The following is a 13,837-nucleotide window of genomic DNA, read 5'->3' on the forward strand; positions in this document are numbered from 1 at the left end:
ACTTCTAGAAACCTTAGCCTTTGTTGGAGTTGTCTCCAACAAACTATATTGGAACCTAAGTCTTATGTGTATCTATTTGGTGACAACACCAAATGTGGCAAAGTACTTTTATCCTTTAAACTTCTTTGCAGTATCGATATTCTCCAATGCCACTTTCAGCTTTTGCATTAACTCGATAGCCTTGGATGATTCTTCTCTATCCATAGAGAAGTTGGTCAGGCACTTTGGACAGGTTATGGATGCCTGATAAAGTAAGTCTTGCAGGCTGGTCTCAATATGTGTTTCACACTTAGGGCATTTAAATCCGTTTTTGTGCTCTGGTTGATGAAGAGGGTTTTGATTTATCATAGCTTAATTTGAAAATAGATTAGTTTCTTACTTGTTCTTGATGAGGTAACTTCGATGTACCCATTACAAGGAAATTGTTGCTTGGTTTTGGCAGTCAAATGCACTTTTACAATACCATGATCGTTTGTCAAAATCGTGGCAGCATAATTAGAAGGAACTCCAACCGGATCTCCCTGCTCCACTTCAATTGGTTTCTGCAAAACCTGATCCATGTCTTGACTAGTTTTCGGAACTACAGTGATATTGATTAATTCGTTACTTACTACTTTGGAATCACTCCTGTTGTGCAGAGTTATCTCCAATGAAATATCATTCTTGCTTTTAGTGAAATAGACTTTTTCGGGTGATACCGATAATTCATATTCATTCTCTGTAACACCTTTAATATTTTCCTGAGATATATTCAGCAACTGTAGATAACCTGCGGGCATATCTGAAGTAACTACTTCCATTTTGGCCTGCATATTCGTCTTTAATGAAGTTGTGTATACCTCTTCTTTATTGTTATTGTTAATCAACTCAACGTTCGATTGAGACGGTCCCAACATGGCTATTGGTTGACTGATCTGATTGAGCTCTTTGTCTGGACCTTGTGGATCATCAGTATCCTTCCCAATCCAATTAATAATATTGATTCCCATTTTGAATTCAGCCTTATTGATTGTCATCAAGGGGATGGTAATAAGTGACAAAACAGGAATGTTGACGATCATTTTTTGCGGTATGCCTCCGGAGCCTGTATAATGATAGGAAAAGGTCAATAACTTGGGTACAAGCTTTCCATCTTTGGTTTCAAAACCAAACTCTTTAATAAATTTCAGTAAAGTCCTGGATGCATTGATATTCGCATCAATCACGGCCTCCAACGGAAACGTAATGATATTTTTAAAAAGAAATAGATTCGATAGAACCAGATCCTCCGCAGGGTTAGTTGAGTTCTCTTCCGCCATGACTTAGTTGTCTACTAAAAACTTCATCCTTTTTTGATCTTTCTCATGATCAGGATCCTCAAATTTCTCAGAATAGCCCCATTTTAATGTTTGCATATCTGCATGAACCTTTATTTCACAAATCATACTTTGATCCATCTTATTCAATTGATTCAAGTCTATGACCATCTTCTTTTTTTCTGAAGAAGCTGATTCTTGAATGTTAACAGGATCAATTATTTGCTGTACTTCATTCTTTAGGCTTTCACTATTTTCCTTAGAAAAAGAACATTTCTGGCTTTCAATTAAGTGCTGAGCATGCGCTTCCAGTTGTTTGATTAGATAGCTAGATATTGTTTCCAACAGATCTTCATCCTGAGGTTCCAGTTGATCAACATTGATTGATATATCAGGAACAGCTTTTAATTTTTGAGCAAGATCTGATTCTTGAATGATCTCCTGATCAAGCAACTGAAGAACAAACGTTCTCCAGTTGGACTTAATGAGTTGCTTAAATTGAGACTTAGTCTTCTCGTTGAACATGTTCACCAGGTCTTCAAACATGAATTTTAATGTAAAGTCAAAGGATTTTACCAGGCTATTAGGAACACCAAAATATTGTAGATTTTCGACCTTGTGATCGAAATAATCCTTGGCCAATTTGGCTGATTTGATATTCGCTTGATTTTGAGCTTCTATTAAATCTATCAGTATTTGTTTAACCAGTTTCTCCAGAATATCCGGTTGATCCTTTTTTGATGACATGTTTGAGAGACAATTCTTTATTTAAGTTTTCCTACTATTTCTTATCAGATTTTTTAGACGGCTTAGCTTCCTCTTCTCCACCACCATCTTCCTCACCTCCCGTATCTGATGAGTTAGGAATGATCACATAGACGATATTTTGTACCTGATTATAAGTTCCCCCATCATTTCCTGGTTTCGGAATTTTGGCAGTCACAGAAATAGTTCCTGACTTTTCTTCAGTTCCAGAGTAAACAGCATCCTTAACTTTAAATTCAAAACCCACTATACCTTTATCATTGGCATATCCGGTTTTAGTGTCAGCATCATCTTCCAGATCATTATTCCCTTGATATACTCGTTTGTAAGTATTCAAAACTCGATCACTGACTATCAATTTGGAGTTGCCCTCACTATGTAGAGGTAGCCCTTTATTCTTCAGTTTTAGTGCAGCCTCAAGATCAGGCGTCTCACTTCCTTCAACAAGAGTGATTGGATCAAATGGATTATCTGCGGTATCCATTACCTTGACTGTTACCTCTGCTCCTGGTACGACTAACCCATTTCCATTTTTAATAGTCGTTTGAAGTGTGTTAGTCTGTGTCCGATCCAGGGTAAGGGCTGCAGGACTTATTGCCATTTGTTCATCTGGTGAAATGGAAGATGAGCTACCCTGTAGTATGTTTAGCACAGTTTGTAAACCCGCAGGCAATCCAGCTTGACCACCTTCCACATGAACGTTCATGGTATATTCAACAGAGTACTTGGAGTCTTGTGCGGCTTTAGAGTGCTGTTTGCTTGAATAATTAGCCTGAGCTTTTACAGAAACTGAAAATGGGCCTATTCCTAAACTAGCTTCAGCTGTAGCATCTACGGTAAGTTCCGTATCATTGGACGTTTCAGACATACTCGAGGATGCTGCCGATATATTAGCTATAAAATCAATGGTGAAATTGGTAACCTCAATAACTGGAATAGCTAAAACAGTTATTAACGGAACTGTAAGAGTAGTAAGTTGCCCTCCATTATTATACTGGAAAACGACATTTACCGGTTTCTTCTCATTGGTATCTGGGTCTACAGTAAGTCCAACCTCATTGATAAATTCATAGGTTGTCTTAGCTGCCATTGCTTGCGCTTTAACAATAGCATCCATCGGACCGCCTATGAGTGCGCTGTAGTCGATTGCATTTAATGCATTAGTTGCCACCGTACTTGGTGTAGTGTCAATTGGCATAAATCTTTAAATTTTAGGTGTAAAAAATGAATCGTCTAGTGCCAGATGAGTAGAAATTGATCAACTATCAATTATCCTTAACAAGGTATCAGGTTACGTTATATATAATCAATACCCTAATTATGGTATTTTACAGGTAACTGTATTAAGAAATCAAGATTAGTTAGGAACACAAAAAACAATAGTCCAAAAAAATAGCTTCAAAGTACCAAAAAAGATATAGACTCCTCATATTTAAACGACAACATACCAGCCATTTCCTGATTGAAATAAACTAACCCCTAGCGATAAAACGTATTTGATGACAACACCAAATGCATAAAATTCAATAAAGTGAAACAATTGCCCCCCATGGAAGACTTTTTCACAATTCAAATACCATTAACGACAATTCAACTCAAAGTCCTTTTGTAAATTGACTAACAAACTAAGTTTTGCACCGAAGCAGGTAAACACTTGAGACTTGAATGATCACCAATAGAGAAAAACGCATACAATACCTGGGATTTGATGATAAATGGTTCGTCATCATAGGTGTCATCCTGTTGGGCTTATCAACAATCTACGTTTTTAATGTAACCATAACCGAGCTTACAACAGCAGAACTAATAGCTACCTTTGTAGTCTCTTTATGTTTCTCTGCTTGCGATTGGCTCATCAATCGATACATTCTAATTCGCTTAAGAATCCTCTTCCCCAGCCTGAAGGACAGCATCAAACGGGTAACATTACTATTCATAAGTACTACAGTCACGGTAACCATCGTTGATTTCCTTGGGGTTTTCTTCATTTCTATGCTGGTAAATAATGTTCACTATGACTTTCAAGGTAGAGCCCGATCTTTGGTTGTCATTGTGATACTCACCACTATGACAATGGCTATTTATGAAGCCGTTTACTTCTTTGTTTTACTCAAAAAATCAGTTAGAGAAGAAGAGCAAGCCAAACAGGCAATTATCCAGGCCGAATTAGACACCCTTCGTAATCAAGCCCAGCCGCATTTTTTCTTCAATACGCTCAACACCTTGCGCGATATCATCGATCAAAGCCCGAAAGAAGACGCAAAACAGTTTGTAGACAAACTATCGGATATCTATCGGTTTTTATTGGAGTCAGGCAATGCCAATTTGATTTCTTTAAAGGCGGAGTTGAAGTTTGCTAAAGCCTACATCCATGTACAGTCTGAACGATTTGGAGACAATCTAAAAGTGAATTGGAATATCCCGCAAGGCTCGGAAGATCAATTCATTGCGCCCATGAGCTTACAATTGCTCCTGGAGAATGCCATTAAACACAATGTAGTTTCCAGAGCCAAACCACTGGTGATCAACATTGACAAGATCGATGAATTCATAGTGGTCACCAATAAAATTCAAAAGAAATCCACCCAGCTACCTTCCACTAAAATGGGATTGAAAAACATTGAAAAGCGGTATGCGCTCATCTCTAACCGATCAGTAGAAATAGTCAATGATGGGCATCAATTTTCAGTTGCCCTCCCATTGTTGAATAATAGCTTGCCAAAAGAATAACAATGCAAATCTTAATTATCGAAGACGAAATCCGGGCTGTCAACCAGCTGCAATCCATGCTGAAGGCATGTGACTTTAAGATTGATTTGCTTCAAATTATCGATACGGTCGAAGATGCTGTGCTGTGGTTTAAAAATAATGAAGCCCCTGACCTGGTATTTATGGACATTCAACTGGCTGATGGCCTAAGCTTCGAGATTTTCCAGAAAACAACGGTAAAAGCCCCTATCATCTTCACTACTGCCTTTGATCAATATGCCATTCAGGCCTTCAAGGTCAACAGTGTAGATTATTTGTTAAAACCGATACAAAAGGACGATCTAAAAAGTGCACTGGACAAGTTCCTCCAGTCCAATAAGTCTTCGACATTGGATCAAACAACCCTGAAGCAGTTGCTCAGTGATTTAAAAGTTCCTGTCGAAAGAGAAGGCATTTTGGTTAAATCTGGGAACGGATTTGTACAGCTCAAAATAGCCGATTTACTCTATTGCTATTCAGAAGACAGCATCACTTTTGGTGTCACGCTGGACAAGCGATTCATCATCGAAGAGACTATTGATGACCTCTACACTACTTTGGATCAGACTAAGTTCTTTAAAATCAATCGTGGACAAATAGTGTCTAAATCTTGCATCTCGAAAATAGAGCCGTATTTCAACCATCGAGTGATCCTTTTTGTGACCAATCCGAGAGATCAGGAATTCATCGTTAGCAGGCCAAAAACCAGCGATTTCAAGAATTGGATGAATCAATAGTCAGACCGTTACAATTCAAGCAGCCGTAACGATAGTCCAGCAGAATCATCTTTCCTGGCAGTGCATATGAATTGATATTCGCTCATAACAATTCAAACTAACAGAAAGATGAAAAACCTAACACTAAAACAAATACTTCTTCCACTAGCGACGCTAGCCATTATCTTATTCATGTACTTTGGTCCTGTTACCAGAACCATTTTTGAGAACATCATTCTCTCTTTAGTCATTATCGTAGCTAGCTATTTCGAATTCAATGGAAAACCTTTTGCCGCAATTGGAATGTATCGTGAAAAATTCACGGCTAAAAACCTACTGGTTCTGGCTCCTTTGACTGCATTTGGGCTCTTCGTTTTCTATGTTCTATTAGTTGTTCCCGCGATTGAGACACTGACTGGCGTTCCTATTGACATGTCACAATTGGATCATTTGGAAGGAGATCTTACCTCCTCCTTAATCTGGCTGGGAGTCATTTGGGCCACAGCAGCCTTTGGAGAAGAAATTATTTTCCGAGGCTTTTTAATGCGCCAATTCGTCAAGTTTTTCGGAGACAGTAAATTAAGCATCGCAATCAATATTCTAATCATCTGCGGCTTTTTCGGCTACATGCACATGCAACAAGGAATCACCGGTCAGCTTGTTGCCGGATCAACAGGAGCGATTTTTTCACTCATTTTTTACAAACGCAAGTACGATCTCTGGTTTATGATCATGGTTCATGGTTTTTTCAATACGCTAGGTATCTTTAGTTTTTACTTTGGGTTGGCAGAATGACAGCTTTGGATCTTAGAGTATAATCACGTTCGTTATGATGACCGTGATTATACCTGTAGATCAGAATCATTTCAAATTCTAAAAAACTTCTTCCTATTTTATGGAATCTCCACACCTCATGCATCTCAATCATAAAAAAGCGCATGAGATCTATCACACTACTCCTTATCCTTTCTGTATCATCGGCTTTTAGCCAGTCATTTACAGAGCGTCCACTCACAAGTAAAATTGAGCAGGTAACCATTTTTCTGGAAGGTGCCCAGGTTACTCGAACTGGATCCATATTCTTACCTGCAGGGAAATCAACCATTAAACTCAAAGAGCTATCTCCTTATATCGATGGTAAGAGCGTACAAGTGAAAGCTACTGGCTCCTTTACGGTTCTATCAGTGAATCACAATCTCAACTACCTCTCTCCCATTCAGAAAGATCAACGGATAGATAGCATTTCAATTGCAGCCGATAAACTGAAAGCACAAGTTACCAAACTCGAATCGCGCAAGGCTGTTTTGCAGGAGAAGCATAGCCTGTTGAACACCAACAAAAAGCTGGGAGGTGATGCTGGCACTTCATTAATCGAACTGAAACAAGCGATCATCTTTTATGATGATGCTTTAACAGCCATCAAAACAGAAGAATTGTCCATCAATGACAAAATAGGAGACCTAAATGAGCAGCTCGAAAGACTCTATGCCGAATTGGCACTCACCAGAAACTTAAAGGACAAACCTACAGGTGAAGTTCTAATCAAAGTAGACGCTGAAAGTAAAACAACTGCTTCCTTTGAGGTAAGTTATTTTGTTGGCAATGCAGGCTGGCATCCTAAGTATGACATTCGTGTGGAGAATGTAGAAAAACCCATGCAACTGACCTACAAAGCCGATGTATTCCAGAACACAGGAGTAAGCTGGGACAATGTAAAACTCAAGCTCTCTAATGCCAACCCGAACCTAAGTAGTACAGCTCCGCAATTGTACACCTGGTTCCTGAACTACACACGTAACACCAGACCAATTACTCGTGCAGTATACGATGAATTTCAAGGTAACATCCGAACAGTGAGTGGAACGGTTATGGACGAATATGGAGAATCGATTCCTGGTGTTAACATAGTCGTTAAAGGCACTTCTGTTGGCACCGTTTCAGACATTGATGGTCAGTACTCCTTAACCATTCCCCACGGAGCAAGTATCATAACCTATTCGTTCATTGGATATGCCTCACAGGAGCTACCCATTCAGTCAAGTCGTATGGATATCAACTTGCAACAAGACGTTCAAGAGTTATCAGAAGTGGTTGTGGTTGCCTATGGCATGTCGGGTTCAAGTTCAAACGTTCGTGCTCGAGGAACAAGTAGCCTGGACAAATCAAGTAGAGTGAAAGCAGAAACCATTACTACAACTACCATTCAGAACCAAACGAGTGTAGAATTTGAAATAGATGAACCGTATACCGTGCCAGCTACCGGAGAAAAACAATCCGTTCACATCAATACGATTGACGTGGAAGCGCTTTACGAATACTATGCTGTACCCAAAATTGACAAAGACGCCTTCCTCATAGCCAGATTACTTAATTGGGATCAGTACAACCTGCTGGAAGGGGAAGCGAATCTATACCTGGAGAACTCTTATGTGGGAAGAACTATTCTAGATGCACGTTCTTTATCAGACACCTTAGACTTATCACTGGGAAGAGATCGCAGCATTGTCATTGCCAGAAACAAAGTAGATACCTACAGCAAGCACAAGGTAATTGGAGGAAATAAAATAGAAAGTCGTGGATTTGAGATCGTCGTTCGCAACAACAAATCCCAAAACATCAATCTGACACTGTTTGATCAAATTCCTGTTGCAGCGATTAGTGACATCACAGTATCAGCTACAGATTTATCCAAAGGAAAACTAGAAGATCAAACGGGTGAAGTAACATGGAAGCTAGAAATGAAACCAAAAGAACAAAAGGAGCTTAAATTTGGCTATGAAGTGAAATATCCTAAGCATGAGCGAGTTACGCTCGAGTAGAAAAACACCTATGAAGTTCATCTATTCTGAGATTCCGGAATGCGCTCGGGATGGATGAATTTGCATATTCTTGTTACTTAGAGATTAATAAGGACTCAATCAATCTTGAAGTTTCCCAATCAATATTCACAACCAAATGATCACCAGGCCTGAGGAAATTAAAAATTTCAGCAGCCATAATTGCCTCTCCTGGAGTGATGTCTTTCTTATTCAAAGACTTTACTACCAGACCTTTCCTTACAACAATGAGAGACGCACTGGTCTTAGGTTGGCCACTTCCCTCCTTTATGGTAAAGGTGAGTTTTCCTTCGGACCACTTAGATTTCAGGTAATTTAAACTGATGCTACTCTGCAATTGAAATCCATCAACATATATTCTAAGTTCCCCCTTATTCGGTGGTTTCTCCTGCTCATTGATAGCAGCATGAGAGGGACTAATGATCCCAGCTGCTAAACTGATAACAGTGCTCATCAAGCAAACAACAAAGATTTTTGATGTTGGTTTATGCAATTTCATAGGCGTAAATCTTATTTGGCATAACCTACTTCGGAAGAGAAGCAAAGGATACACACTATCTAAATTAACAAAGCATTATGAATTACCTTTGGTGTACCCACAACTCCTTATAATTTTTAACACAAACCCAAAATGATGAACCTTGTGAAATCAATACTTACGATCAGCCTTTTTCTTTGGTCATTAACCTTCTCATTTGCACAATCAAAACCATTAAAAGTTGGAGTAATCGGTCTTACGCACACACATGTTCATTGGATATTTGGAAGTGAAAAACGTGGAGAAATTGAAATTGTGGGGATTGTGGAAACCAACAAAGACCTGGCCCAGCGCTATTCCGAACAACATGGCTTCTCTATGGATATGGTTTTTGATGATATGGATGAGTTTATCAAAAAGAAAAAGCCCGAGGCTGTTACTGCATTTGGCACTATCTATGAACATTTGGAAGTTGTTGAAACATGTGCTCCAAAAGGCATCCATGTGATGGTGGAAAAACCACTAGCAGTGAGTCTGGAGCACGCCAAAAAAATGGAGGCATTAGCCAAAAAACATCAGATACATCTACTCACTAATTATGAAACTACCTGGTATCCAACCAACCACAAGGCATACGAACTGGTGAATGAAAATGGCGTAATTGGAGAAATCCGTAAAATAGTAGTTCGCGATGGACACAGAGGACCTAAAAAAATAGGTATCAACAGTGAGTTTCTGGATTGGCTAACCGATCCAACTGAGAATGGAGGTGGTGCTGTAGTAGACTTTGGATGTTACGGTGCCAATTTACTTACCTGGTTAATGGATGGTGAGAGACCGTCCAAAGTGACTGCCATCACTACACAACTACAAGCAGAAAATAACCCCAAAGTGGATGATGAATCCATTATTCTGCTGGAATATAAAAATGCTGTAGCCATCATTCAGGGTTCATGGAATTGGCCAATTGGAAGAAAAGACATGGAAATTTACGGTTTGACCGGAGCGGTTTATTCAGACAATCGTCATGAACTGAGAGTTAGATCAGCGGAAGGATATGACGGCTTTGCTGAGGAAAAGTATCAATTGGAAGAGCGTAATGCTCCTTTTGACGATCCCTTTGCCTATTTCACTGCTGTAATCAGAGGAAATATACAACCGCAGCCTAACGACCTTTCTTCTCTTGAAAACAACATGATCGTCATGGAAATTTTAGATGCCGCAATACGCAGCGCCAATTCGGGGCAAGTAATTAAACTCAATTGATCAAAGTCCATATCAACAGAATGAACATTTAGCCAGAACGTCGCATGTCTACTGAAAACCAAAAAGAACCTTCTAATCATTCGAACTCAAAAGCATTACCATTTAACCAAACTTATTTCCATGGCACCAAAGCAGATTTAAGGATTGGAGAGCTGATTAGCCCTGGATATAATTCCAATTTCGGCAAACAAAAGGTCGCTAAATACATCTTCTTAACCGCCACACTAGATGCAGCCATTTGGGGAGCTGAACTCGCAAAAGGAGAAGGCAAGGAAAGAATCTATTTGGTGGAACCCACAGGACCAATTGAAAACGACCCTGATCTTACAGATAGGAAATTCCCAGGGAATCCAACCATTTCATACAGATCCATAGAACCTTTTAAAGTCTTGGCGGAAGTTACCGGATGGTTAGGCCATCCTGAGGAGCAAGTCAATCAGATGAAAGCAGCATTGGATTCTTTAGAAAAACACGGAATTGATTCCTTGAATGATGAATAATCCAGGTAACCTTTTCCAGAAATAAAATCTCTAAAACGCAAAAAAGGCCTTAGAACCTCCAAGGCCTTTTTGTACCAAAACAAACATGTATTTATTCATTTCTTAATCCTGTAGAAGGATTGCTGAACGCAGCTTTTAAAGATTGGAAACTTACTACGCCTAAAGCGATAACAATCAGTAGTACACCTCCATAAAGGAAGGTATCCCAGAAGTAAGTGATTCGATAGCTAAATCCTGCCAGCCACTCATCAGCAAAGTACCAGGCGATTGGTATAGCGATGATCAAAGCAATAACCACCAATTTCAGATAATCCATAGTGAGATGTTTAAGTATAGACTGAACAGATGCTCCCAATACTTTTCGAATGGTCATTTCTTTATTGCGCAAGGCAACCGTGTAAACTGACAAGCCAAATAAGCCCAGACAAGCAACGATCAACCCAAATATGGCAAACACCATGAAAATGGTACGTGTACGCTGAACATCTTCGTACATTACTTCAAATCGCTGATCCAAGAAGTCTAGTCTGATGGTCTGAGATGGATTAAACTCATTCCAAACGGCTTCAATTTTATTTATACTCTCAGCGATATCCTTTGTATCCAACCTCACCGTAATCATATCTGCAGTGGTCGTTCTAGCCAAAAGTAGTGGTCTGATTTCCTGTTTCAAGTTGTCATAATTGAAATTCTCAACAACGCCCACAATTCTCCAATCTCTCCAATTCCTTATTTTTTTATCAATTGGATTTTCTAATCCCAATTCCTTCACCATAGCCTCATTTACAACAATAGCGTTACTATCTGAAGCTATGTGATTACTAAACATCCTCCCTTGTAGTAGCTTAAGACCTACTGTCTCCAAATAATCCTCATCTGCACGCCAAAACTGCCCAGGAACTCCTCGATCAACATTTTCTTGTCCTGAAATGTGAAAGGTATTGCCATTTCGATGAGTCCCGTCCACTGGTAGTGAATTGCTGATGGTTGCATAAGAAACATCTGGCAAACTCAGCAGTGCTTCTTTAAAAGCCTTCACCCCATCTCCCATCGGACCAACACCCTGAATCATTATCGCTTGTTCTTTATCATAGCCTAAATCTTTGTTGAGAATAAAGCTCATTTGCTGATAGACGATAAAAGCCCCAGCAATTAAAAGCATGGATATCATGAATTGGAAGACCACCAGTCCACTTCTTAGGAAAGCATTTTTGCCTTTTCCAGTCAATTTCATATGACCTCCTAGAACTGCGATGGTGTTAATTCTAGACAGATAAAGAGCTGGATAGGCTCCAGACAAAAAACCGATAACGACCGTAAACAGCACTAAAGACACATAAAAGAGAGGTTCCGCATACGGGAAAATGATCTGTTTATCAGTTACAGCATTGAAGAATGGCATCCCTACAACAGCCAAAATAGTACCCGTCAGAATTGAAACTGCTGTTAAAACCACAGCTTCTATCAAGAACTGAAACATGACACCCCTTCTTCCTGAACCAACCGCTTTTCTTAAGCCTATTTCTTTGGAACGCTGAGCACTGTTTGCCGTAGTGAGATTAACAAAATTCATACAGGCTAGAAGCAATATAAAGACTGCTATTGCTGCAAAAGCACCAACCATTTTGATATCTCCATAGGTTTGAAAGTCATAGATATCTGCAGAGTGTAAATAAATATCTGAGACATGCTGCATCGCCAATGTCATGTATTTACGCTCATCTTCTATGTTATGACCTCCTTGTGCAATGAAATAAGAGATAAAGTATCGCTCATAGATATCTTTCAGTTTTGACTCAAATACAGTAGGATTAACTCCATCCTTTATTTGAACATAAGTCACATAATTTGAACAGCACCAATCAGTCTGCTCACCATCCCAAAACTCCTTACCTGAAAGCGTAAAAAAGAAGTCTACATGGCCTAAATGTGAGTCTTTCAAATCCTTAAAAACCCCACCTATTACATATGGCTGCTCTTTGTTTTCATTGATGTAAATCACTTTTCCACTAGGGTCAATACCTGGAAAGTGTTTATCTGCTTTGGACTGAGAAAGAATAAGTGATCGCGGTTCGTCTAAAGCGGAATGTACGTCTCCATAGACCATTTCGAACTCTAGCATTTCCAGAATGGAGGGATCGGCGTAGCTAAATCGCTCTTCAAAAACGGAGATTTCCTTGTCTGCTGGGCGAAATAAATTCCCACCTGCATCTCCGAAACCATCAAAAATCAATACTCTTCCTGATTCTGCTATTTCAGGATAATCTTGTTTTAATGCGGAAGCGAGTGCAGGCTGCATAGATGGCGATTTACCAATAAACTGAGGATAAGTACTCTCTCGGAGTATTCGATACACGGGTTTATCTGAAAGTTTTTGGTCCATTTGCAGCTCATCTATCACAAACAGACAAATGAGTAAGCTTATAGCTACTCCAATAGAGAAGCCACCAATTTTGATTGCTGAATAAGTTCGATGCTTTAGAATGTTTCGAAAAGCTACTTTGGTGTAATTAGAGAAAGTCCCCATTAAATTGAGATTTTGAGTTTTGATTAGACTTTTGATCAGATTAGGTCGAAGCATTTTGAATACTTCTCGTACATATAAATACTTCGCCCTACGAATGGAAAACTTCTCTTGATGGTAATAAAACTCTTCAATCATATCACCCTCCAGCTCTTCCAGGTATTCGCGCTTTACGAACCATGAAAGAACTTTCATTGGCCATTTGGGTGGATCTAACAAAGAGTTGATTCGACTCATCCTAGATATTTTGAGTTTGGATGATGGTCGTCCACAGTCCTGCACGAACGTCCTTCATTTCCTGCAGTACTTGCTGTGCATAATTGGTTGCCTGATAGATCCGCTTACGCTTGCCTCCACGCACTTTCTCTGCTTCTCCCCACTCGGATGTCAGGAAACCTTTTTCCTCCATACGCTTCAAAGCAGATTGCACGGAGCCAACACTTAGTACTTCCTTGAGTCGCTCTTCCAATTCACGCTTGATGGCAACTCCATAGGCTTCTTCACGCAAAGCCAATACAGTCAGCAATACCAACTCTTCAAACTCTCCTAGTTTCGTTTTCTTCATTGCAATGATATCATTCGTAATTGCAGTAAATATATAACTTTTATATTATTCGTAATTGCAGTAATAATGGTTACATGAAAATAAGGGCTATTTTGAAAAATATTTTTCAATAGTTGTCATATTCTGTTCATAATCCCCACTAA

The 13,837-nt window shown here is 39.4% G+C and carries 13 protein-coding genes; 6 read left to right on the forward strand and 7 right to left on the reverse strand.

All coding sequences use genetic code 11. The annotated features are described in order from the left end of the window. Window positions 1-108: 108 nt before the first annotated feature. The 4 genes from NXS00_RS06165 to NXS00_RS06180 are packed head-to-tail and all read right to left on the reverse strand — an operon-like array spanning window position 109 to window position 3,258. The gene (locus NXS00_RS06165; protein WP_258098250.1) at window positions 109-348 is read right to left on the reverse strand and encodes a hypothetical protein; all 240 of its coding nucleotides are present in this window, start codon (window positions 346-348) and stop codon (window positions 109-111) included. Then, complete coding sequence (locus NXS00_RS06170; RefSeq protein ID WP_258098251.1) at window positions 345-1,298, reverse strand: DUF2589 domain-containing protein; 954 nt, start codon at window positions 1,296-1,298, stop codon at window positions 345-347. Before NXS00_RS06170 ends, NXS00_RS06165 begins: the two co-directional genes overlap by 4 nt. Before the next feature lie 3 nt (window positions 1,299-1,301). After that, window positions 1,302-2,042, reverse strand: a complete 741-nt coding sequence (locus NXS00_RS06175; RefSeq protein WP_258098252.1) for a hypothetical protein — start codon at window positions 2,040-2,042, stop codon at window positions 1,302-1,304. 34 nt (window positions 2,043-2,076) lie between these two features. After that, window positions 2,077-3,258: a DUF2589 domain-containing protein gene (locus NXS00_RS06180; RefSeq protein WP_258098253.1), complete on the reverse strand. Its 1,182-nt coding sequence runs from the start codon at window positions 3,256-3,258 to the stop codon at window positions 2,077-2,079. A 467-nt stretch (window positions 3,259-3,725) separates the two neighbouring features. Here NXS00_RS06180 and NXS00_RS06185 point away from each other — a divergent pair, with 467 nt between their 5' ends. From NXS00_RS06185 to NXS00_RS06200, 4 genes are all read left to right on the forward strand, one after another. After that, complete coding sequence (locus NXS00_RS06185; protein WP_258098254.1) at window positions 3,726-4,790, forward strand: sensor histidine kinase; 1,065 nt, start codon at window positions 3,726-3,728, stop codon at window positions 4,788-4,790. Window positions 4,791-4,792: 2 nt separating this feature from the next. Further along, entirely contained in the window at window positions 4,793-5,545 is a 753-nt protein-coding gene (locus NXS00_RS06190; RefSeq protein ID WP_258098255.1) for a LytR/AlgR family response regulator transcription factor, read from the forward strand. 108 nt (window positions 5,546-5,653) lie between these two features. Continuing rightward, a complete protein-coding gene (locus NXS00_RS06195) occupies window positions 5,654-6,319 on the forward strand; it encodes a CPBP family intramembrane glutamic endopeptidase (protein ID WP_258098256.1) in 666 nt (221 codons plus the stop codon). A 143-nt stretch (window positions 6,320-6,462) separates the two neighbouring features. Continuing rightward, the gene (locus NXS00_RS06200; RefSeq protein WP_258098257.1) at window positions 6,463-8,343 is read left to right on the forward strand and encodes a mucoidy inhibitor MuiA family protein; all 1,881 of its coding nucleotides are present in this window, start codon (window positions 6,463-6,465) and stop codon (window positions 8,341-8,343) included. A gap of 73 nt (window positions 8,344-8,416) precedes the next feature. On the opposite strand, the gene NXS00_RS06205 is transcribed toward NXS00_RS06200, so the two are convergent. Then, window positions 8,417-8,860, reverse strand: coding sequence for a hypothetical protein (locus NXS00_RS06205; protein ID WP_258098258.1), 444 nt, complete (start codon window positions 8,858-8,860; stop codon window positions 8,417-8,419). Window positions 8,861-8,995: 135 nt separating this feature from the next. Between NXS00_RS06205 and NXS00_RS06210 the strand changes: the two genes are divergently transcribed. Both NXS00_RS06210 and arr read left to right on the forward strand, forming a co-directional pair. Then, entirely contained in the window at window positions 8,996-10,105 is a 1,110-nt protein-coding gene (locus NXS00_RS06210) for a Gfo/Idh/MocA family protein (protein ID WP_258098452.1), read from the forward strand. A gap of 44 nt (window positions 10,106-10,149) precedes the next feature. Next, entirely contained in the window at window positions 10,150-10,605 is a 456-nt protein-coding gene (gene arr / locus NXS00_RS06215) for an NAD(+)--rifampin ADP-ribosyltransferase (protein WP_258098259.1), read from the forward strand. 91 nt (window positions 10,606-10,696) lie between these two features. Here arr and NXS00_RS06220 read toward each other — a convergent pair whose 3' ends face one another. Then, complete coding sequence (locus tag NXS00_RS06220; protein WP_258098260.1) at window positions 10,697-13,366, reverse strand: ABC transporter permease; 2,670 nt, start codon at window positions 13,364-13,366, stop codon at window positions 10,697-10,699. A 1-nt stretch (window position 13,367) separates the two neighbouring features. Next, the gene (locus tag NXS00_RS06225) at window positions 13,368-13,694 is read right to left on the reverse strand and encodes a PadR family transcriptional regulator (RefSeq protein WP_258098261.1); all 327 of its coding nucleotides are present in this window, start codon (window positions 13,692-13,694) and stop codon (window positions 13,368-13,370) included. Window positions 13,695-13,837 lie beyond the last annotated feature (143 nt).

Origin of the sequence: Marinoscillum pacificum (assembly GCF_024714495.1) — a bacterium.
GTDB classification, from domain to species: Bacteria; Bacteroidota; Bacteroidia; order Cytophagales; family Cyclobacteriaceae; genus Marinoscillum; species Marinoscillum pacificum.

What these genes read in the sequence shown, in the direction of transcription:
- NXS00_RS06195 (WP_258098256.1), top strand. Translation starts at nt 5,654, where the DNA reads ATGAAAAACCTAACACTAAAACAAATACTTCTTCCACTAGCGACGCTA.
- arr (WP_258098259.1), top strand. Translation starts at nt 10,150, where the DNA reads ATGTCTACTGAAAACCAAAAAGAACCTTCTAATCATTCGAACTCAAAA.
- NXS00_RS06220 (WP_258098260.1), bottom strand. Translation starts at nt 13,366, where the DNA reads ATGAGTCGAATCAACTCTTTGTTAGATCCACCCAAATGGCCAATGAAA.
- NXS00_RS06185 (WP_258098254.1), top strand. Translation starts at nt 3,726, where the DNA reads ATGATCACCAATAGAGAAAAACGCATACAATACCTGGGATTTGATGAT.
- NXS00_RS06180 (WP_258098253.1), bottom strand. Translation starts at nt 3,258, where the DNA reads ATGCCAATTGACACTACACCAAGTACGGTGGCAACTAATGCATTAAAT.
- NXS00_RS06205 (WP_258098258.1), bottom strand. Translation starts at nt 8,860, where the DNA reads ATGAAATTGCATAAACCAACATCAAAAATCTTTGTTGTTTGCTTGATG.
- NXS00_RS06225 (WP_258098261.1), bottom strand. Translation starts at nt 13,694, where the DNA reads ATGAAGAAAACGAAACTAGGAGAGTTTGAAGAGTTGGTATTGCTGACT.
- NXS00_RS06165 (WP_258098250.1), bottom strand. Translation starts at nt 348, where the DNA reads ATGATAAATCAAAACCCTCTTCATCAACCAGAGCACAAAAACGGATTT.
- NXS00_RS06200 (WP_258098257.1), top strand. Translation starts at nt 6,463, where the DNA reads ATGAGATCTATCACACTACTCCTTATCCTTTCTGTATCATCGGCTTTT.
- NXS00_RS06170 (WP_258098251.1), bottom strand. Translation starts at nt 1,298, where the DNA reads ATGGCGGAAGAGAACTCAACTAACCCTGCGGAGGATCTGGTTCTATCG.
- NXS00_RS06175 (WP_258098252.1), bottom strand. Translation starts at nt 2,042, where the DNA reads ATGTCATCAAAAAAGGATCAACCGGATATTCTGGAGAAACTGGTTAAA.
- NXS00_RS06210 (WP_258098452.1), top strand. Translation starts at nt 8,996, where the DNA reads ATGAACCTTGTGAAATCAATACTTACGATCAGCCTTTTTCTTTGGTCA.
- NXS00_RS06190 (WP_258098255.1), top strand. Translation starts at nt 4,793, where the DNA reads ATGCAAATCTTAATTATCGAAGACGAAATCCGGGCTGTCAACCAGCTG.